Origin of the sequence: Cryptosporangium sp. NPDC048952 (assembly GCF_043197895.1) — a bacterium.
Lineage (GTDB): Bacteria > Actinomycetota > Actinomycetes > Mycobacteriales > Cryptosporangiaceae > Cryptosporangium.
The window spans coordinates 524,656-545,185 of record NZ_JBICTY010000006.1 but is presented as its reverse complement, the minus strand read 5'-3'; the positions used below and the strand labels follow the sequence as shown (position 1 = coordinate 545,185).

Genomic DNA, 20,530 nt, shown 5'->3' with positions numbered 1-20,530 from the left:
GCTCGGCGACGCGCGGTTCACGCCGTACCTGACGCTGGACCATCGCGCGTACGCGGCGGTTTCCCCGTCGAAGGCGTGGAATCGCGCCGGGTTGAAGACCGAGCTGCTCGTGGGTGGCGCGGACGTCGTCGATTCGTGCGCTTACGACAGGACGCCGTCGAGAACCGACATGATCGTGTCGCCGGCGACGATCGCGATGCCCGCGCCGACGGCGACCGCGACGACGAGCACGATCGCGACGATGAGGATCGTGCGGCGGTTGCTGGGTTCGGGTTGGTGCTCCGGAGGGGGACCGGAGCTCGGGCCGAGCAGGGCGCCGGCGAGGGACGAGGTGTGCTCGGGGATCGGTTCCTGCTCTTTTTGTTCCGGGGTGGCGTCGAAGGACGGGGGTTGCTCCGCGGGCTCCGGCGGGGCGCCGTTGGGGTAGGCGGACCAGCCCGGTTCGATGGTCCAGCCCGGGCGGGCAACTGTCGGGAGGTCGGGGTCGGCCATCGGTTCGAAGGGGGTCGGCACCCGTGCTGCCCCTCGCCCGGCTTCGGGCACGGAGGCTTTGCCGGCTTGCGGTGGGCTGGGTGCCTGCGGGACCGATGCTTTTCCGGCCTGGGCGTTCGGGGCGGCCGCCTGAGCTTTCCCGGCCTCCGGGGCGCTGGGGGGCTGCGGGGTGGCCGGGGTGGGGACGGAGGCTTTCCCGGCGGCGGCCGGCGCCGCGGGTGCGCCGGAGGCCGGCGCGCTACCCACCGGCGCCGGGGCAGAGCCCGTGGCCGGTGCGCTCGCGACCGCTGCTGCTCCCTTCGCGGGGGCGGGCGGAGCTGTCGAGCCGGGTGCGGGCGTGGCCGCGTCTTTGGCCGGGGAGTCGGGTGCGGGCGTGGCCGCGTCTTTGGCCGGGGAGCCGGGCGTGGCCGCGTCTTTGGCCGGAGAGTCGGCTGGCGCGCCGGGCCCGGAGGTGGGGCGAGCCTCGGCCAGGCGGTTGATCAGGTCCGGCGGAAGCGGGGCGATGCGCGTCTGGGCGTCGCGTTCGACGTCGCCGCCTTGCACGCCCGACGACGTCCCGGCACCATCACCCGGTACGCCCACCGGCGCAGACACCTTGGCGGACCCTGCCACCATCGTCGGTTCCGGCGCGGCCGGCGTCGCGGAGCCGCTGACCTTTGCTGATCCGGCGGCTCGGGTGGGCTCCGGCTTGGCGGAGCCGGTGGCCTTCGGGGGATTCGGGGGGGTGCCGGGAGATTCGGACTCGGCCTCGGGGGCCGGGGGCTGGTCCGGGATGACCGGCGGTGTGAAGCGAGACCCACCCGGGAGCTGTGACGGATCGAGCCGTACGGTCCGGGGCCCCTCTTCCTCCTCGGCCATGACTATCTCCCACCTTTCCGGTTCGTTCCGACGGCCGACCCAAACGGTGCCATGTGACAGTGATGATTTCCGTTGGACGCACGACAGAACCCCGGTATTGCGCGAGTATGCCGAAAATTATCTCGTACTGGTCACCGAGCGCGCCTGAATCGTTTCCTGGTGTCAGTACAGGAGTCGCCGGTGAGGCTGGTGGGACTTTCGGTCATCGTGGGGCCTGAGGTGCCCGGGGTTCGGTCGGTGGGCTCGGCTCCATCACTCCCGGGTCGGGCGAGGCACTCAACGAGGCCCCGACCTTCTTCGCGCGGCTACCCGCGCCACGCCGCTCGGCGGGAGTCCCGGAGACACCGGCGTTGGACGCGGCCGTGCGGTGGTCGGTCGCGGTGGATGGGCTGGGGCTCGAGGTCCGGTGAGGGGAGCGGTGTTTGCCGGTGGTGGTTGCGCGGTCGGTGGTTGCGGGGGTGGACGGGCGGTGGGGTGTGGTGCTCGGGGAGGTGGTGGGGCTCGTCGAGGGTGACGGGCTCGCCGACTTCGAGGCGTCGACCATGGGGGTGGCGGTCGCCGCATCCGCCGGCGTGGACGTCGACGCCGACGGACCTGGGACAGCGTGCCGGACCACACGATCCGGCCGGAGCCCCGCGAGCACCGACGACTCACCACGGTGCCAAGGCCGACCCGGCACCACACGCCCCGCTGCGAAGAACTCCGACCACCACACGGGCGCGACCCGCACGACGTCGCCCGTCGTCGGAGCGTGCACCATCAACCCGCCCCCGAGGTACACCCCGACGTGGTGGATCGTGTTCCAGTCCGCGTGTTCCGTCGCGAAGAACAGCAGGTCACCGGGGAGCAGCGCGGTCACCGACACCGGCTTGGTCACCCGGTACTGCGGCCGGGCGGTACGGGGCAGCACGACGTCGGCCGTGGCGTAGGCGGTTTGGACCAGGCCCGAGCAGTCGAACCGGTCCGGACCCTCCGCGCCCCACTCGTACGGCTTACCGCGCTGTGCGAGGGCGAAGTGCACCGCGGACAGAGCGGCCTGGCCGGCCGACCCGTCCGCGTCACGCAGGTACTTGCGCGCCAGCGCAGCCTCCACGGCGTCGCGTCGGCGCTGTGCCTCGATCAGCGCCGACGCCTGTGCGGCGCGGAGTGTGCGGAGCTCGGCGCCGCGGGTGTCGAGGTCACGCCGGAGCGAGGCGACGTGGGCGCGCTGGGCGGTCACCGCGGCGGTCGCGCGGTCGACGGCGTCCGTGGCTTTGTGCTGCTGGGCCCGGGCGGCTTCGAGGTCGAGCACGGCCGTGCCGATCTCGGGGCGGCCGAGCATGCCGGTGCGTGGGTCGTCGACCAGGCCTTCCGGGCGGCTCGACTGGGCGATGAACGACTTCCGCGTCCAGGTGGCCGCGGCGAACTCGGCGCGGTCGGTCAGGGTTGTGGCGACGGCGAGGTTCGCGGCGGTCGCGGTCTGCGCGGTCGTTAGTGCGTCGAGGGCGGCGCGGGCTTCGGTGAGGCGCTCGGCGACCGCCTCGGCGGCGGCGGAGGCCCGGGTGATGCGGGCGGTGATCGGGTCGCCCGCCTTCGCCGGGGTGTGGCGCCGCCCGGTCCGAGCCAAAGCCGCATTGACACTGCCCGCGGCACTGCCCTGCGCGCCTCGCGCCTGCGCGCCTCGCGCCTGCGCGCTCCGTGCGCGTGCCGCCTGCGCACCCCGTGCGCCTGCCGCGTGCGCATCAGGGGCCGGCACGCGCACGCGGTGCTCGTCGCGGGGCTCTGCGCGGCGAGCAGGCATCCCCGGGCCTCGCGGCGGGAAAGCGGCGGAGATGGCTGGGCCGCCGACTCGGGTCGTCGAGGTGCCGGCGTGTCCGGTCGCGGTGCCCGCGGGGCTCGTCGCCGGGGCGTCGGCCCAGGCGGTGCCCGAGCCTGCGGCCAGCGTCAGCGCGGTTCCGACCGCCACCGACAGCCGGGCCGTCCGCGCGGCGACGTGATAGTCGCGACCCCGCAGCGCCTCGGGGATTCCCCGGGAGAACAGCGTCGGTTTCCGGTGCGCGCCGCCCATCAGCCGTGGATCCCGTTGTCGGGGTTCCCGCCGTTTGCCGGGTGGCCTGACACGCTAAGTCCGTTTGAGCCCACTATGGGGGTATAGCAAGATATGCGTAAACAGTCACGTCTCTGCGTCGTAATACGCGTTAGCTGACCAGGGAATCCAGCAGAATGGCCCCCGCGTACGCTGGGCTCATGGATTCCGGCCTCAAACGTGCGATCGAGCAGAAGGTACGAGCCGGTGAGCGGCTCACCTCCGACGACGGCGTCGCGCTCTACGACTGCGACGACCTGGCGTGGCTCGGCGGTCTCGCGCACGAGGTCCGTACCGCGAAGAACGGCGAAGTCGTCTTCTTCGCCGCGAACCGCCACGTCGACACCCTCGAAGAGGCCCTGAGCGTTGCGCCCGAGGGACTCACCGAGCTGCACGTCCTCAACGGCGTCCAGCCGAACGTGGCGTGGCCGGACTACCCACGCTCGCTGCGCGCACTCAAGGACGTCCTGCCGGACGTCTCGATCAAGGCGTTCACCGCCGCCGACATCCAGTGGTTCGAGCAGATCTCCGGCCTCTCCGCCGATCAGATCCTCGACGAACTCGTCGACGCCGGGCTCGGGTCGCTCACCGGCGGAGGCGCCGAGGCCGACTGGGACACCTGGTCGCGGATCCACCGCCTGGCGCACTCCAAGGGCATGAAGACGCCCGCCACCATGCTCTACGGCAGCATTGAGGACCCCGTCGGCCACGTGCTCCGCCTGCGTGAGCTGCAGGACGAGACCCGCGGGTTCCAGGTCTTCGTCCCGCTCCGCGAGCAGGACGACGCGGTGATGCCGGTCGAGTCGCTCAAGACGTTCGCGGTGGCGCGGTTGCTGTTCGACAACGTGCCGCACGTGAAGTGTTTCGGGGGGACGCACGAGTCGTCGTTGGCGCAGCTGTCGCTCAACTTCGGGGTCGACGACCTCGATGGGTACGGCACGCCCGACGTGCTGGACCTGATTCGTGACGCCGGGTTCACGCCGGTGGAGCGGAACGCCCGGTACGAGGTCGTGCAGAAGTTCGAAGGTCCGACGCCGCTGGCCGAGCGTCGTCGTGAGCCACAGCCGATGTGGAGCTGAGGACGATGAGCGAGAAGGATTCGAGCACGCTCGAGCGCTTGCACCCGGGCTTCCTGTACACCACGGCCCGGTTCATGATCTTCGTCGCGTGCGTGATCGTGCTGTTCGTGATCGGGTTTCGCTCCTGGATGTTGGTGTTCGGAGCGTTGCTGCTCTCCGCGCCTCTGTCGTTCTTCCTGCTGCGCAAGCAGCGGGAGGCTTTCGCCCAGCGCGTCGAGGGCCGGATGAGCAAGCGTCAAACCGAGAAGGCCAAGCTCCGCGCCGCCCTGGCCGGCGACGACGACCAGCCCTGATCAGGCCTCGCCGTTGGCGGCTCGACGAACGGCACTGAGGTCGATCTTGGCCTCGAAGGGCTCGGTCATGATCAGTTCGTCACCGGTGACGTCCTCGGCGACCGTGTACCAGTGGCCGACGAGGCGGTTCACGATGATCTGGAACGGGTCGGGCAGGACCATCCAGTAGGTCGGGATGCCGGCGGCCGCGTAGATGGATCGTTTGGTCTCGCGGTCGAGGCGGACTGTGCCGGAGATGATTTCCACGGCTAGTGCCACGTCGTCGCTGTGGAAGCGGGACCGGTTCCAGGTGACACCCGGGCGGAGAACCAGCAGGTCGGGAACGCATCCCTGCTTGCGGTCGTCGAACCCGATCGCAGTCTCGGTGACCGCCTCGTATCCGGGTGGCAGCGAACGATCGAGTGCGACTAACAATTTGGCCATCACGCGCTGGTGAGTGGGCATGGGGCGGGACGTCACGATGATCTCTCCGTTGATCAGCTCGTACCGCCGGGTGTTGTCTTCGGGAAGCGCATCGAAGTCATCGATGGTCTTCGGGCCGTACTTGATCGCGGGCGCGCTCATCGGCCTCACCTGCTCTCCGGGTTCGGGCGGCTCCATGACGGGTCCCCTCGATTCAAGTACTCGTTCCTACGTGCTCGCAAGTGTATTCGGGAGTGGCGCGGTGTGCAGGACTACGAGGCGGGAGACGGCTCGGGTCAGGACCACGTAGAGGCGGTGGAGGCCGCGTGGCTCGGCGGCCACGATCGCCGCCGGTTCGAGCACGACGACCGTGTCGAACTCCAAGCCCTTGGCGAGTGAGGCAGGCATCACGGTGACCTGCTCGCCCTCGCCGGCCAGGACGACAGACGCTTCGGCCGCCACCGCGTCGGCGCAGATCACGGCCACGGAGCCCGGCACGCTCAGCGCGTCCCGGATCACGTCCGGCAAGGCAGCAAGAAGATCCGGCACCTGCCGAACCGAAAGCGCCCCGGCCGCGCGCCGCATCGACGTCGCCGGCGCGACACCACTCGCCAGCGCCGGCAGCAGCCGATTCGCGAACTCGACGATCTCCGCGGGCATGCGGTACCCGGTCGTCAGCGGCGTCACGGGCGTCGACGGCTTGTCGAGGTGGGCGAGCAGCGTCGCCCAGTCGCTGGCGGCGTGCACCGCCGTGCCCTGGGCGAGGTCACCGAGCACGGTCAGCGACCCGTGCCGCGATCGACGGGCGACCGCACGCGCCTGCATGGGCGACAGGTCCTGCGCCTCGTCGACCAGGACGTGTCCGAAGCCCGCCGTCCGTTCGAGCTGACCGGTGACCTCGTCGATCAGCACGGCGTCGGCGGCGGTCCAGGCCGGGCGACGGCGTGCGGGCCGGACGATCGCCGCCTGCTCGTCCGCCGTCAGCACCCCGTCAGCCGCGACGGCGAGCAGCGAAGGCTCGGTCAGCAGCCGGTTGACCAGCCCTGCCGGGTCCACCGCCGGCCACGCCTCGTCGAGCCACGCCCGCACCGGCTTCGAGCGGGCGACCCGCCGCACCCAGGAGTCCGACGGTGCGCCACCCCGGTATTCGCGCTGGCGCCGGAACCGTTCCGCGACCTGCAGCGCGGCCCGATCGCGACTGGTCGAATACGGGACTCCGCCGGCGTAGCCGTCCCGAACCTCCCGCAGGACCGCCCGGAGCTCACCGGGACCGATCCGCAGGCGTGCCCCCGGCTCCACGAGAACGATCGGTTCGGTCGGCGCACCGAAGCCCGCCAAGAGCACGTTGGCCAGGACCGTCGCCATCCGGGCGTCGCCTTTGACCCGGGCGGCGGCCGGATCGTCGGTCGCGGTCACCGGCTTGTTCGCGACGACGTCGTCGATCGTGAGCTGTGTGACGTCGGCCTCGCCCAACGCGGGCAGCACCTGACTGATGTAGCCGAGGAACGCCCGGTTCGGACCGATGACGAGCACGCCGGCCCGGCGCAGCCGCTCGGGGTAGGCGTAGAGCAGATAGGCCACCCGGTGCAGACCCACAGCGGTCTTTCCGGTGCCCGGCGCGCCCTGGACACACAGGCTGCTGTCCAGATCCGCACGCACCAGGACGTCCTGGTCGGGCTGAATGGTGGCCACGATGTCGCGCATCGGCCCGACACGTGGCCGTTCGATCTCCTCGGTCAGCAGCCGGGACCTCAGCCCCGACTCCTCACCCGCTGTGAGCTCCTCGTCCTCGAACGAGGTGAGCTTCCCGCCGTCGAACCCGAATCGGCGCCGGCGTCGAACACCGACCGGCTCAACCGCGCTGGCCTGGTAGAACGCCGTCGACACCGGAGCGCGCCAGTCCACCACCATCGGATCGCCCGCCGCATCGGCGACGTGCCGCCGACCAACGTAAAAGGTCTCGTCCGCGTACTGCGTGCCCGATCGACCGAAATCCAGCCGTCCGAAGAACAGCGGCGTCGTGCCGTCGTCGAGCAGCTGCTCCATCCGCCTGGCCAACGCCCGCGCCAGCATTTCGGCGGAAAACGGATCGCCGGCGACGTCGCTCCGGGTCAGTTCCTCGGTCCGCGTCCGCATCGCGGCCAACGCCACCCGCGAGGACTCCAGGTGAGCGGCTTCCTGGGCGAGTTCAGCGTCGAGTGACGTCATCAAGGGCCTCCGGGACCGGTGAACGGGTCCCCACTGCCCTAGGCCCGGCGCGGTTCGCGCTCCGGGACGCCCGGCTTCGACGGGGTAGTGCCGACATGCACAAGCCCAAAACCATATGCCTATCGACGCCGAGCGGCGAACCGATTAAGCGAAGCGTTGATCCGCGTGCCGCTGCTCCGCAGCGCGGGAGGAGATGACAGAATCTCACGGTTAATGGCATTATGCGGGGAAAGTACCAGTTCGGCCCCCCTCGCCCAGGGAGAGGAGACCGTTCGTGCTCAAGCGCACACCGTTGAAGGATTCCAAGACCAAAATCACATTCACCTTGCCGATGGACGAAACGACGCCGTCGATCAGCGTCGTGGGCGACTTCAACGGGTGGCAGCCCGGCAAGCACGAACTGACCCCGCGCCGCAACGGAACCCGCAGCGTGACGCTCACGCTGCCGTCCGGCACCCACCATTTCCGGTATCTCGGCACCGGTGGGTTGTGGCTCGACGACGTCGAGGCGGACGGGATCGACTCCCAGGGCAGCGTTCTGGTCGTGTAGGCCCGACGTACTGTCGAGGAGTGAAGGAAGCACCGCGACGCCCCCGGGTCGGACACATCCAGTTCCTCAACTGCCTCCCGATCTACTACGGGCTGGTGCGGACCGGTGCGCTGCTCGACGTCGATCTGACGAAGGACACCCCCGACAACCTGAACGACGCGCTGGTGCGGGGGGATCTCGACATCGGGCCGATCAGCCTGGTCGAGTACCTCCGCAACGCCGACCAGCTGTTGCTGCTGCCGGACATCGCGGTGGGGTCGGACGGTCCGGTGCTGTCGGTGAACGTCGTCTCGCAGCGGCCGCTGGGGGAGTTGGACGGTCGGCGCGTCGCACTGGGCTCGACCAGCCGTACCAGCGTGCTGCTGGCTCGGATGTTGCTGGCGGAGCGCTACGGCGTCCAGCCGGAGTACTACGTGTGCCCCCCCGACCTGGGCGTGATGATGCAGGAGGCCGAGGCCGGCGTGCTGATCGGCGACGCCGCGCTCCGGGCGCTGTACGAGGGGCCCGACATGGGGCTGACCGTGACCGACCTCGGCGCTGCCTGGCGGGAGTGGAGCGGCCTGCCGATGGTGTTCGCGGTGTGGGCCGTGCGGCGGGACTTCGCCGAGCGGCACCCCGGTCAGGTGAAGGACGTGCACGACGCGTTCCTGCGGTCGCGCGACCTGTGCCTGACGCAGATCGACGACGTCGCTGCCGACGCCGCCCGGTGGGAGGTGTTCGACGCGGCGACGCTGGCGAACTACTTCCGGACCCTGGATTTTTCGCTGGGTGCGCGTCAGGTCGAAGGGCTGCGTGCGTTCGCGGCCAAGGCCACCGCGGCCGGCGAGGCCCCGCCGTTGCCGCCGGGCGGGCCGGAGTTCGTCGAGATCTAGGCCGGGTTGCGCGGGCGCGGGAACGTAGGCAGCTGTGAGCACCACTGACATCCGCCCCGCCGAACCGCGGCGCCGGGGGATCGACTGGCGTAGCGGGCGGGTTCTCGCTGCGCTGGCCGGGATTGCGGCGGCGGCGATCGGGGTCGGGGTCGCGGAACTGGTCGCGGCGTTCGTCGGGCCGTCGTCTTCTCCGCTGACCGCGGTAGCGGGGGCGGTCGTGGACCTGGTTCCGCATTCACTCGAACAGTTCGGCGTGCAGACGTTCGGCAGCTGGGACAAACCCCTGCTCACGCTGGTGATAATCGTCGTTCTCGCCGGCGTGGCCGCGCTGGCGGGCATCCTCGCGCAGCGTCGTATAGGCTTCGGTTTGGGAGTAATTGCGGCTTTTGCGGCAGTCGGATGCCTCGCGGCGATCGGGCGTCCCGACTCCACCAGTTACGCGGTGATACCGACGTTGGTGGGCGCTGGCGCCGCGATGCTGGCGCTGTCCCCGCTGGTTCAGCGGGCCATCGAAGCAGGCTCCCAGCGAACTGCGGAGCCGGCCGATGTCGGGGGTGCGGCCGGCTCCGCTCCCGGTGCCGACTCCGAGAGCCGGGCAGCGTGGGTCGGGGGTGCGGCCGGCTCCGCTCCCGGTGCCGACTCCGAGAGCCGGGCAGCGTGGGTCGGGGGTGCGGCCGGCTCCGCTCCCGACGTGCCCTGGCTCGGCGGAGGTACCGCGTCGCGGCGGACGTTCTTTGTGCTGGCCGGCGGGACGGCTGGGGCGGCGGTCGTCGCGGGGGGAGCGGGACGACTGCTCGCGCGCTGGCGGGGCGTCAGCGACCAGCGCGCCGCGATCCGCCTCCCGAAACCGGCGTCACCGGCCCCGCCGGTCCCTCCAGGAACGAAGCTCGACGTTCCGGGCATCTCCCCCTGGACCACGTCCAGCAAGAACTTCTACCGCGTCGACACCGCGTTCGTCCTCCCCCAGGTGAACCCGGAGACCTACCGCCTACGCATCCACGGCCGGGTGAAACGTGAGCTCACGCTCACTTACGACGACCTCCTCGGCCTCCCGCTCGTCGAGCGCGACATCACGCTCGCCTGCGTCTCCAACGAGGTCGGCGGCGACCTCACCGGAAATGCCCGCTGGCTGGGCGTCCGGCTCAAGGATCTGCTGGACCGGGTGGAACCGGAGGCGGGTGCCGACCAACTCGTCGGACGCTCCGCGGACGGCTGGACCTGCGGCACCCCGACCGCGGCCTGCCGCGACGGACGGGACGCCCTGCTGGCGGTCGGCATGAACGGCGAGCCGCTCCCGATCGCGCACGGCTTCCCGGTGCGAATGGTGGTCCCGGGCCTCTACGGCTACGTGAGCGCGACGAAGTGGCTCGTCGACCTCGAACTCTCCCGCTTCAGCGACTTCGACGCGTACTGGGTGCCCCGCGGCTGGTCGCAACAGGCGCCGATCAAGACCTCGTCGCGGATCGACACCCCGCGCGACTCCGCGAAAGTCGACGGCACGGTCACTGTCGCCGGTGTCGCCTGGGCCCAGCACCGGGGCGTCACCAAGGTCGAGGTCCGGGTCGACAGCGGTCCGTGGCAGGCCGCGACGCTCGCCACCGCCGACTCCGTCGACACCTGGCGGCAGTGGCGCTGGGAATGGGACACGAAGACGGCCGGAGAGGGCGAGCACTCGCTCGAGGTACGCGCCACCGACGCCACCGGTACACCCCAGTCCGCCGCAATCCGTCCCCCGGCCCCGGACGGCTCCGAGGGCTACCACCGCATCAGCGTGGACGTGCGCTGACGCACCCAGGGTTGTGGACACCACAAACGGGGTGCGGCCGAACCGGGTTACGCTCGACGTCGTGACCGGAAACGCTGCTACTGCCGACATCCTTCAGCGTGCCGCCGATGGCGGCCGGATCTCGCCGGAGGAGGCGCTGCTGCTCTACACCGAGGCGCCGCTGCACGCGCTCGGTCAGGCCGCTGACACGGTCCGGCGCCGGATGTACGGCGATATCGCCCACATCGCGACGTACATCATCGACCGCAACATCAACTACACGAACGTCTGCGTCACCGCGTGCAAGTTCTGCGCGTTCTACCGCGCGCCGAAGCACAAGGAAGGCTGGTCGCACGATCTCGACGAGATCCTGCGCCGCTGCGACGAGGCGGTGAAGCTCGGCGCGACGCAGATCATGCTCCAGGGTGGGCACCACCCGGAGTACGGCGTCGAGTACTACGAGACGGTGTTCGGCGCGATCCGGCGCGAATACCCGTCGCTGACGCTGCACTCGCTCGGTGCGTCCGAGGTCATGCACATGTCGAAGGTCTCGAAGGTCAGCATCGAGGAGTCGATCACCCGCATCCACGCGGCCGGTCTCGATTCGTTCGCCGGTGCCGGCGCGGAGATCCTGGTCGCGCGTCCGCGCACGGCGATCGCGCCGCTCAAGGAGTCCGGTGAGCGCTGGCTCGAGACGATGGAGACCGCGCACAATCTCGGGGTGGAGTCCACCGCCACGTTCATGATGGGCACCGGCGAGACGAACGCCGAGCGCATCGAGCACATGCGAATGGTCCGGGACGTGCAGGACCGCACCGGTGGGTTCCGGTCGTTCATCCCGTGGACGTACCAGCCGGAGAACAACCACCTGAAGGGCCGCACGCAGGCCACCAGCCTGGAGTACCTGCGGCTGGTCGCGGTCGCGCGGCTGTTCTTCGACAACGTCCGGCACCTGCAGGGCTCGTGGCTGACGACCGGCAAGGACATCGGCCAGCTGACGCTGCACTACGGCGCCGACGACCTGGGCTCGGTGATGCTGGAGGAGAACGTCGTCTCCAGCGCGGGTGCGAAGCACCGCTCGAACCGCACCGAGCTCATCTCGCTGATGCGCAGTGCGGGCCGTACGCCGGCGCAGCGCGACACGCTCTACAACCACCTGGTCGTGCACGAGGACCCGGCGAACGACCCCAGCGACGACCACATCGTGTCGCACTTCGCGTCGATCGCCCTGCCCGGCGGTGGCATCGGCCGCAACCTCCCGCTGGTGGAAGCCAGCTGATCTCAACGCGCGGGTTCGGGCGTTGCGCGCGATGATCGACAGGTGGCGAGTGACGAACGCGAGGTGGTCCGGCCTTCCTGGACCGGTCCGCGTCTGACGGCGGGTGCGGTGGCCCGGCGGCTCGGTGTCGCGGTCACTACGCTGCGTACCTGGGACCAGCGATACGGGTTGGGCCCGAGTGAGCACGAGGCGGGGCGTCACCGGCGCTACTCCACGGAGGACGTCCGGCGCCTGGAGATGATGCGCCGGCTCACGTTCCAGGGGGTCTCCCCAGCCGACGCCGCCCGCACCGCGCTGGCTGCGAACCCCGGTGAGCTCTCCGAGCCGGCCCCGCGTGCCACCGCCCGTCCGGCCGGGCGACGGGTGATGCCGGTCGGGCTGGCCCAGTCCGCCGCACGAGGGCTCGCCCGCGCCGCCGGAAGCATGGACGGCGACGCGATCGCCGAGGAGATCCGCAGCTGCCTGCGCACCTACGGCACGGTGCTGACCTGGACCGAGGTGCTGGTTCCCGTGCTCAACGCGCTGGGCCAGCGATGGCAGGCCGGCCACAGCGTCGTCGAAATCGAGCATTTGCTGTCCTGGCACATTTCCACCGAACTGCGGATGATCGTGCCGGGCCCCTCCGGCCCCCGGCGCGCGCGAGCCGCCGACGAACCGGTGCCGGCGCTGGCCCCACCGCGGACGCTGCTGGCCTCGGTCGAGGAAGAGCAGCACACGCTGCCGCTGGAGGCGCTCGCGGCGGCGCTGCGGGAGGCGCGCCGCGGTACCCGCATCCTCGGGGCACGCGTCCCCACCGACGCGATGGTGGAGGCCGTGCGTCGCACCGGCCCGGCCGTCGTCGTGCTGTGGTCGCAGATACCGGACAGAGCGGACCCAACCGTGTTCACCAAGTTGATGGCGCTCGGCCGTCCAGTGCGGCTGATCGCGGCGGGGCCGGGCTGGCTGGGGCCGGCCCGACGACGGCTGCCGGCCGGGGTCGCGCTGCCGACGTCGCTGGTCGAAGCCGTGGAATGCGTACTGGCCGCACTCGGCGGACCGGTGTCATCTCGAGATGCGGGCCATCGCGCCTCGCGGTAGGAATCGATGCACAACCGATGCACCGCCAACAGGACGAGGTCGAGATGAGTTTGCAGGTCCAGCGCACAGCTCGACCGACTTCGCGCTCCAAATTCAGCAGCGCCGACGTCAGAGCGCGTGTCGGTCTGGCGTTGGAGGACTTCCTCGCCGACTACACCGAGGTGCTCGCCCGGGTCGGCGACGAGCTCTCCGACCTCGACGGGCCGCTGCAGGCATCGGTGCTGGCCGGAGGCAAGCGGCTGCGTCCGCTGTTCGCCTATTGGGGTGCTCGCGCCGCCGGGGCGCCGGACGACGAGTCGTTGATCCGGGCTGCGGCGTCGCTGGAGCTCCTGCACGCGTTCGCGTTGATCCACGACGACGTCATGGACGGCTCCGACCTGCGCCGCGGCCGTCCGGCGGCGCACCGGGCGCTCGCCGCCACGCACCGCGCTGCCGGATGGCACGGCGACCCCGACCGGTTCGGGTCGGCGGCCGCCATCCTGCTCGGTGACCTGCTCCTGGTGCTCTCCGAGCAGATGCTCGCGTCGGCCGGGCTCCCCGCGCCCGCGGCGCTGCGGACGCGTGACGTGTTCGCGTCGATGCGGCTGGAGCTGATGGCCGGGCAGTACCTCGACATCTCGGCGCCGACGCGCGGCGGTGTGCCGCTGGAGCGGGCCCTACGGATCGCTCAGTACAAGAGCGGCAAGTACACGGTGGAAGCACCGCTGCACCTCGGTGCGGCGATTGCCGATGCACCCACGGCGGTGATCGACGCGTACACCGCGTTCGCGCTCCCGATCGGCGAGGCGTTCCAGCTGCGCGACGACCTGCTCGGGGTGTTCGGGGACAGCGACGTGACCGGGAAGCCGTCCGGCGAGGACCTGCGCGAGGGCAAGCAGACCGTGCTCATCGCGGCGACCCGCGAGCAGGCGTCGGACGGCGGGCGCGCGCTGCTGGCCGAGCGCCTCGGCGACCCCGACCTCGACGACGCCGGGGTGAGCGCGCTGCGCGAGCTGATCGTCGACTGTGGCGCGCGTGATCGCGTCGAGACGATGATCGCGGAGCGGTTCACCCACGCGCTCGCGGTGCTGGAAGCCGCTCCGCTGACGACGGAGGGCTGCGCGGCCCTACGCGCCCTCGCCGTCGCTGCCGTCGACCGCGACGCATAGCCGCGCCGGCCCTGATGACCGTCAGGTCGCGGGGCGCAGAAGTCTCGGCACGACCTTCCCGGTCGCGTTGCGGGGGAGTTCCGCGAGGAAGTGGACGTCGCGGGGGATCGCGTAGCGGGCGGCCTTCGCCTTCACGATGTCGCGGATCGCGTCCGCGTCGACCGCGTGCCCCTCGTGCAGGACGACGTACGCGGCCAGCCGCTGACCGAAGTCCGCATCCGGAACGCCGATCACTGCCACCTCACGCACGCATTCCGCTTCGGTGAGGATGTTCTCCACCTCGCGCGGGAACACGTTCTCGCCGCCCGACACGATCATGTCGTCGTCGCGGCCGTCCACGAACAGGAGCCCGGTCGCGTCCAGGTGACCGACGTCGCCGGTGCTCAGGAACCCGCGTACCGCTTCCTTACCGGCACCGTTCGTGTATCCCTCGAACAGCATCCCGTTCGCGACGAAGATCCGGCCCGGCGTTCCGGTGGGCAGGTCGTTGCCGTCCGCGTCCAGGATGGCCAGCCGTGTTCCCAGCGGTGCCTGCCCGGCCGTGCGTGGCTCCCGGCGCATGTCGGCCGGGGTCGCGATCGTCGCCCACGACACCTCGGTCGAGCCGTACAGGTTGTAGAGGACGTCGCCGAACGCGTCCATGAAGTGGACGGCGAAGTCGCCGATCAGCGCGGACCCGCTGCTGGCGATCGCGCGCAGCGTGGACAGGTCGTACTTCGCCCGGACGTCGGGCGGCAGCTCGAGCATCCGCTGCATCATGATCGGGACGACGAAGATCCCGTTGGCCCCGTGGGCCGCCACGTCGGCCAGGACAGCTTCGGGCTCGAAGCGGCGTCGCAGCACCAGCGTCGCCCGCAGCCCCATCCCGACCTGCAGGCCGGCGAATCCCCAGGTGTGGAACAGCGGCGCGGGGATGGCGATCGTGTCCCGCACCTTCAGCGGGATCTTCGACAGGATCGACGCGAGGGCGCCGAGCCCGTGCGGCGGCGGGCGCCGGGCGCCCTTCGGCGCCCCCGTGGTGCCGGACGTGAGGACGATCGTGCGGCCGACGACCTCCGGCGGGGCCGCTTTACCGCCCGGGTTCTGGGTGACGAGGTCCTCGAGCGTCGTCTGCTGTGAGCTCTCGGTCCAGGCCACGACGACCGGGAAGCCCGGATCGCCGATCGCGGGCAGGAACTCCTCGTCGGCGATGAGCAGTTCGACGGACTGCTCGCGCAGCACGGTTTCGAGCTGGGCCGCCGGGAGGCCGGTGTTGAGCAGCACGGTGTCGGACCCGAGCATGGCCGAGGCCACCAGCGCTTCGATCAGGCCGGCGTGGTTGCGGCAGAGCACCGCGACCCTGCTCTTGCCCCGGACGCCGAGTGAGGCCAGGCCGCGAGAGATGCGGGTGGCGCGGTCGACGAGCTCGGCGAACGTCACCTGCCGTCGTTCGTCGATCAGTGCGATGCGCTCGGGGTCACGGGCCGCCGCGCTGGTGTAGCCGCCGGCCAGGCTCAGCCCCCAGCTCCGCAGCGCGACGAGCTGCTTGGTGACCCGATCGGGACGGCCGGGTGCGATGACACCGGCCTTGATCAGCGTGGTGGCCAGCTGGGAGGCGTACATCAGGCGCTCGGAACGTCGAAGATCTTGGCCAGTACCGCGGCCAGGCCCAGGTCGCCGCGGATCTTCAGTTTGCCGGTCATGAACATCGTGGTCGGCCTGCCGTTGCCCGACGTGAGCTGGAGGAGCTCCGGTCCGCCCAGGATGATCGTGGTGTCGGCGCCGTGCTCCGGTACGGCATTCGTCTCGCACCGGTCGCCGTGCAGGACGAGCTCGTACTCGTCCTGGCCGCCGTCGGGACGGCCGGTCACCTTCCAGTGGATGACCTTCGGTGGGCGCTTCTCGCCGGCCCGGTAGTGCTCGGCGAACCGACGGAAGAGCTGGTCGAGCACGACCGCGCGGGCCGGGCTGCTCATCACGGCCTCGAGCTGGTCGCGCCGGGCGCGACCGATGAGGCGGGCGAATGTGGCCGGGTCGACGTCGTCCAGGCCCCCGGAGTCACCGGCCTGGGAGAGCAACTCCTGGAACTCTTCGGTGCTGATCTTCTTCGGGTCGATCTCGAAGGTCGACACGGCGGGGCTCCCTCGGGTCGGTATTTAACGCACCAGTAGGTTACTCTCGAGTTAAACAGTCGGACCAGTGGTTCCCGAGAACTGGCGATTAGGCTGACGCCCATGACGCGGGCATCACTGGAGAAGCGACCGAATGAAGTAGCGGCAATGTTCGACCAGGTCGCACGCCGGTACGACCTGACGAACACGGTCATCTCGTTCGGCCAGGACCGGCGGTGGCGCGCGCTCACCGCTGACGTGCTCGACCTGCGCCCGGGGGAACGCTGCCTCGATCTCGCGGCCGGCACCGCGGTCTCCACCGCCGAACTGGCGCACTCCGGCGCCGAGGTCATCGCCTGCGACTTCTCGCTCGGCATGCTCCGCGAGGGCCGTGACCGCGGCGTTCCGCTGGTGGCCGGCGACGCGATGCACCTGCCGTTCCCGGACGCCGCGTTCGACGCCGTGACGATCTCGCTGGGCTTGCGGAACGTGGCCGACACCGCCGCCGGTCTGGCCGAGATGGCACGGGTCACCAAGCCGGGCGGCCGACTCGTCGTGCTCGAGTTCAGCAGCCCGACCTGGGCGCCGTTCCGCACCGTCTACACCGAGTACCTGATGCGGGCTCTCCCGCAGGTGGCCCGCACGGTGAGCAGCGCACCGGATGCCTACGTGTACCTCGCCGAGTCGATCCGGGCGTGGCCCGACCAGGCTGGGCTGGCCGGGCTGATCGCGGCGAACGGCTGGGGCTCGGTGCGCTGGCGCAATCTCACCGGCGGGATCGTCGCCCTGCACCACGCCATCCGGAGTTAGGCCCTGCTCCAAAGCAGGGCCTAGCTGATCGTCAGGCAGGCCACCCGGTCGCCGGCCGTGCCTGCCTTGCCGGGCGCGGTCTCGGTCTTCTTGGCGTGGAGGATCAGCGACTGCGGTTTCGCGGTGAACGTCCACTGCTGGGTGCTCTTGCTCGTGCCCGCGCCCTGCGAGTCGGTCGTCAGGTCGAGCCAGACCTCGTTCTGCGGGTTGGCGTAACTCGGGTCCACCGAGGGCGGTGAGGCCTTCGCGGCGGGGTCGTGCTCGTGCTGGTAGTGCGGCCCGGCGGCCTTACCGGTCTCACCGCACGGCTTGGTGTGCAGGTGCGCGCCGTAGACCCGGTCGGGCACCAGGCCCTGGGTTTCCAGCGTCACGATCGTGGTGCCGTCGGCTTCGGTGATCCCGACGCTCGCGGTGGCTCCGGGTGGGACCACGGCCGGGTCGTAGGTGACCGCTTTGCCGTCCGCCGTGTACGGGCCGAACGTCCCCTTGGTCATCGACGCCGGTTTCACCGCTGTCGACGCGGAGCTCTCCGGAGTGGACGTCTCCGGCTTCGGGTCGGCGCACGAGGTGACGAGCAGCGCGGCAGCGGCGACGAGGAATAATCCCGTTGATCGGTACATTTCAGAGCCTTTCGGGAAGGTGATGACGTCCCGAGACGGTACTGGCCGGAAATGTCGAACTTTGTTAGCCGGACAACACGGATCAGGACTGCACGGTCAGGCAAGCCAGGCGATCGCCGGCCATGCCTGCTTCGCCGTCGGCCGTCTCCGTCTTCTTGGCGTGGATGACCAGCGACTTCGGCTTCGTCGCGAAGCGCCACTGCTGGGTGCTCTTGCTCGTGCCGGTGCCCTGCGAGTCGGTCGTGACGTCGAGCCAGACTTCGTTCTGCGGGTTCGCGTAGAGCTGGTCGACCGAGGGCGGCGACGCGGCCGCGGCCGGGTCGGGCCGGTGCTGGTAGTGCGGTCCGGCGGCCTTGCCGGTGGGGCCGCACGGCATCGTGTGCAGGTGCGCGCCGTAGGTCCGGTTCGGCAGCAGGCCGCGGACGTCGAGCGTCACGGTGGTGGTGTCGACGATCTCGGCGATCGTCAGGTGCGCCGAGGCTCCGGACGGGATCAGCTTCGGGTCGTAGGCGATAGCGGTGGCGCTGGGGGAGTAGGGGGCGAACGTCCCCTCGGCGACGGTCGGCTGCGTCGCCTCGAGCGCGCCCGAGGCCGAGTTCTCCGGCGTCGATCCGGAGCTGTCCGAATTCCCGCCACCGCAGCCGGTGGCGGTGAGCAACGCGGCCGTTACGACAACGAGTCCTGCGGTCCGACGCATCTTGGTTCCCCCTGCGGCAACGATCCTGCTAAGTGCGGATATGTACTAGTTCCGCTCGGCGGGGACGCTACTCGGTGCGTCGATTTTTTGTGACCCCGGGAACAATCCCCGAACCGTCGCGAACTCGGGGCAAACCGATGTAAACACCGGTCAACAAAAGCCTGTGCGCTGTGGAGTGCGGTGACCCCTTGCGCGTGTGTGTTCCGTGTTAGGTGAGCCTTAGTACCCAGGCCTGTGATGAGCGGCATAGACTGCCGCACGTGAGTTCGTGAACATTTTCACAAGCGCACGAAAGCCCTGCCCCCAGGCCCCTTCGAGAGGCTGCCGTGACCACCGAGCCCGCTCCTCGCGGTGCCGAGCCCCCCGTGGTCGACACCGCCGCCGATAGCAGTTCCCTGAGCCTGTCCGGCACCGCCGGCGGGCTGGATGCTGATGTCATCGTCGTGGGCGCTGGCCCGGCCGGGTCCGCGGCTGCCTACCACCTGGCCAGCGCCGGGCTCGACGTCCTCCTGCTGGAGAAGACCGAGTTCCCGCGCGAGAAGGTCTGCGGCGACGGGTTGACGCCACGCGCGGTCCGGTCGTTGATCTCGATGGGCATCGACGTGTCCACCGAGAACGGCTGGCTGCACAACAGGGGTCTGCGGGTCATCGGTGGCGGCGTCCGGATGGAACTGCCCTGGCCCGAGCTCGCGGCCTACCCGAACTACGGCCTCACGCGCACCCGCATGGACTTCGACGACATGCTCGCGAAGGCGGCCAGGAAGGCCGGCGCCCAGCTGCGCACGTCCACCACCGTCACCGGCCCGGTGCTGTCCACCGCCGGTCGGGTGGTCGGCGTCGAGGCCGAGGTCGGTCCGGAGAAGACGAAGGCCACCTACCGCGCCCCGCTGGTGATCGCCGCCGACGGCGTCTCCGGCCGGTTCGCGCTGGCGCTGGGCCTGGCCCGCAACGAGGCCCGGCCGATGGGCGTCGCGGTCCGCCGGTACTACGAGAGCCCCCGGCACGACGACGACTACCTGGAGTCGTGGTTGGAGCTGTGGGACAAGGTCGAGGGCCGCGAGCGGCTGCTCCCCGGCTACGGCTGGATCTTCGGCCTCGGCGACGGGCGTTCCAACGTCGGCCTCGGCATCCTCAACAGCTCGGCGGCGTTCAAGGACGTCAACTACCGCCAGCTGCTGAAGACGTGGATGAACAGCACTCCGGAAGAGTGGGGCTTCCGCGAGGAGAACGCCGACGGCCCGATCCGTGGCGCGGCCCTCCCGATGGGCTTCAACCGCAAGCCGCACTACACCCGGGGCCTGATGCTGGTCGGCGATGCCGGCGGCATGGTCAACCCGTTCAACGGCGAGGGCATCGCGTATGCGATGGAGTCCGGCGAGATCGCCGCCGAGGTCGCCGTCCAGGCGCTCGCGCGGTCCGCCGGTCCGAGCCGGGAGCGGGCGCTGCGCGCCTACCCGACGCTGCTCACCGAGCGCTACGGCGGCTACTACCGCCTCGGCGGTGTGTTCGTGAAGCTGATCAGCAACCCCGAGATCATGAAGGTCGCGACGCGGCACGGCCTGCCGCACCCGCTGCTCATGCGATTCGTGCTCAAGCTGCTCGCGAACCTCACCGACCCGCGCGGCGGGGACGCAATGGACCGAGTCATCAACGGCCTGTCCAAGCTCGCACCCGCAGTGTGATTGAGTACGACCGAATTTAACTGCGGGTAGCAGCTTGGTGTTAACTGCTCTGCCACCCCCACAACAACATAACCCTCATTAATTAGCTTCACGGCACCTCCTCGCTGCACACCGACGTCAGGGAAGGGAACCGATGGACACCGGCGGTTCACTCGCGCTTTTCATGCCGATCGTCGGCCTTTTCGTGCTTGCTGCTCTGTTCGCGGTCGGCAGTGTGGGAGCAGCGGCCGTCGTCGGCCCGAAGCGCTACAACAAAGCGAAGCTCGAAGCCTATGAATGCGGCATCGAGCCGTCACCGCAGGCCACCGGCGGTGGCCGATTCCCGGTCAAGTTCTACTTGACCGCGATGCTGTTCATCATCTTCGACATCGAAATCATCTTCCTTTACCCGTGGGCGGTCGCCAACGAGTCGCTCGGCGTGTTCGGGCTGGTGGAGATGGTGCTGTTCATCGCCACCGTGTTCATCGCCTACGCGTACGTGTGGCGTCGCGGCGGCCTCGACTGGGACTGAGTCGCTCCCCGACCAAGCCCGTTCACTCTGAG

General features: G+C 70.2%; 19 protein-coding genes. 11 read left to right on the top strand and 8 right to left on the bottom strand.

What is annotated here, in order from left to right:
* Positions 1–141: 141 nt before the first annotated feature.
* Entirely contained in the window at positions 142–1,350 is a 1,209-nt protein-coding gene (locus ACGFY5_RS32925) for a hypothetical protein (protein ID WP_392726110.1), read from the bottom strand.
* Between the two features lie 202 nt (positions 1,351–1,552).
* A complete protein-coding gene (locus tag ACGFY5_RS32920; protein WP_392726108.1) occupies positions 1,553–3,397 on the bottom strand; it encodes an NlpC/P60 family protein in 1,845 nt (614 codons plus the stop codon).
* Positions 3,398–3,576: 179 nt separating this feature from the next.
* Between ACGFY5_RS32920 and ACGFY5_RS32915 the strand changes: the two genes are divergently transcribed.
* Both ACGFY5_RS32915 and ACGFY5_RS32910 read left to right on the top strand, forming a co-directional pair.
* The gene (locus tag ACGFY5_RS32915) at positions 3,577–4,494 is read left to right on the top strand and encodes a radical SAM protein (protein WP_392726105.1); all 918 of its coding nucleotides are present in this window, start codon (positions 3,577–3,579) and stop codon (positions 4,492–4,494) included.
* A gap of 5 nt (positions 4,495–4,499) precedes the next feature.
* Complete coding sequence (locus ACGFY5_RS32910) at positions 4,500–4,787, top strand: DUF4229 domain-containing protein (protein ID WP_392726104.1); 288 nt, start codon at positions 4,500–4,502, stop codon at positions 4,785–4,787.
* On the opposite strand, the gene ACGFY5_RS32905 is transcribed toward ACGFY5_RS32910, so the two are convergent.
* Together ACGFY5_RS32905 and ACGFY5_RS32900 are read right to left on the bottom strand one after the other, a co-directional pair.
* Positions 4,788–5,351, bottom strand: a complete 564-nt coding sequence (locus ACGFY5_RS32905; protein WP_392726101.1) for a Uma2 family endonuclease — start codon at positions 5,349–5,351, stop codon at positions 4,788–4,790.
* Positions 5,352–5,417: 66 nt separating this feature from the next.
* Positions 5,418–7,397, bottom strand: a complete 1,980-nt coding sequence (locus ACGFY5_RS32900) for a HelD family protein (RefSeq protein ID WP_392726099.1) — start codon at positions 7,395–7,397, stop codon at positions 5,418–5,420.
* A gap of 274 nt (positions 7,398–7,671) precedes the next feature.
* On the opposite strand from ACGFY5_RS32900, the gene ACGFY5_RS32895 reads away from it, so the two are divergent.
* The 6 genes from ACGFY5_RS32895 (at position 7,672) to ACGFY5_RS32870 (ending at position 14,088) form a co-directional block, all read left to right on the top strand.
* Positions 7,672–7,947: an isoamylase early set domain-containing protein gene (locus ACGFY5_RS32895; RefSeq protein ID WP_392726097.1), complete on the top strand. Its 276-nt coding sequence runs from the start codon at positions 7,672–7,674 to the stop codon at positions 7,945–7,947.
* 20 nt (positions 7,948–7,967) lie between these two features.
* The gene (locus ACGFY5_RS32890; protein ID WP_392726096.1) at positions 7,968–8,819 is read left to right on the top strand and encodes a menaquinone biosynthetic enzyme MqnA/MqnD family protein; all 852 of its coding nucleotides are present in this window, start codon (positions 7,968–7,970) and stop codon (positions 8,817–8,819) included.
* 34 nt (positions 8,820–8,853) lie between these two features.
* A complete protein-coding gene (locus ACGFY5_RS32885; RefSeq protein WP_392726093.1) occupies positions 8,854–10,605 on the top strand; it encodes a molybdopterin-dependent oxidoreductase in 1,752 nt (583 codons plus the stop codon).
* A 61-nt stretch (positions 10,606–10,666) separates the two neighbouring features.
* Positions 10,667–11,863, top strand: coding sequence for a cyclic dehypoxanthinyl futalosine synthase (gene mqnC, locus ACGFY5_RS32880; protein ID WP_392726091.1), 1,197 nt, complete (start codon positions 10,667–10,669; stop codon positions 11,861–11,863).
* 42 nt (positions 11,864–11,905) lie between these two features.
* Positions 11,906–12,940 (top strand): MerR family transcriptional regulator, encoded by a 1,035-nt coding sequence (locus ACGFY5_RS32875; protein ID WP_392726088.1) that lies wholly within the window; start codon positions 11,906–11,908, stop codon positions 12,938–12,940.
* A 44-nt stretch (positions 12,941–12,984) separates the two neighbouring features.
* Positions 12,985–14,088, top strand: coding sequence for a polyprenyl synthetase family protein (locus ACGFY5_RS32870; protein ID WP_392726085.1), 1,104 nt, complete (start codon positions 12,985–12,987; stop codon positions 14,086–14,088).
* Positions 14,089–14,109: 21 nt separating this feature from the next.
* Here ACGFY5_RS32870 and ACGFY5_RS32865 read toward each other — a convergent pair whose 3' ends face one another.
* A complete protein-coding gene (locus ACGFY5_RS32865) occupies positions 14,110–15,690 on the bottom strand; it encodes an AMP-binding protein (protein WP_392726082.1) in 1,581 nt (526 codons plus the stop codon).
* Entirely contained in the window at positions 15,690–16,199 is a 510-nt protein-coding gene (locus ACGFY5_RS32860) for an SCP2 sterol-binding domain-containing protein (RefSeq protein ID WP_392726080.1), read from the bottom strand. The genes ACGFY5_RS32865 and ACGFY5_RS32860 overlap by 1 nt, the downstream gene beginning before the upstream one ends.
* Positions 16,200–16,301: 102 nt before the next feature.
* Here ACGFY5_RS32860 and ACGFY5_RS32855 point away from each other — a divergent pair, with 102 nt between their 5' ends.
* Positions 16,302–16,988 carry a demethylmenaquinone methyltransferase gene (locus ACGFY5_RS32855; RefSeq protein WP_392726077.1) on the top strand — a complete coding sequence of 229 codons (687 nt, stop codon included), beginning with the start codon at positions 16,302–16,304 and terminating at the stop codon, positions 16,986–16,988.
* 20 nt (positions 16,989–17,008) lie between these two features.
* Here ACGFY5_RS32855 and ACGFY5_RS32850 read toward each other — a convergent pair whose 3' ends face one another.
* Entirely contained in the window at positions 17,009–17,608 is a 600-nt protein-coding gene (locus ACGFY5_RS32850; RefSeq protein WP_392726075.1) for a superoxide dismutase family protein, read from the bottom strand.
* A gap of 82 nt (positions 17,609–17,690) precedes the next feature.
* Entirely contained in the window at positions 17,691–18,305 is a 615-nt protein-coding gene (locus ACGFY5_RS32845) for a superoxide dismutase family protein (RefSeq protein WP_392726072.1), read from the bottom strand.
* Positions 18,306–18,706: 401 nt separating this feature from the next.
* Here ACGFY5_RS32845 and ACGFY5_RS32840 point away from each other — a divergent pair, with 401 nt between their 5' ends.
* Positions 18,707–19,987, top strand: a complete 1,281-nt coding sequence (locus ACGFY5_RS32840) for a geranylgeranyl reductase family protein (protein ID WP_392726382.1) — start codon at positions 18,707–18,709, stop codon at positions 19,985–19,987.
* Between the two features lie 133 nt (positions 19,988–20,120).
* The gene (locus ACGFY5_RS32835) at positions 20,121–20,498 is read left to right on the top strand and encodes an NADH-quinone oxidoreductase subunit A (protein ID WP_392726071.1); all 378 of its coding nucleotides are present in this window, start codon (positions 20,121–20,123) and stop codon (positions 20,496–20,498) included.
* Positions 20,499–20,530 lie beyond the last annotated feature (32 nt).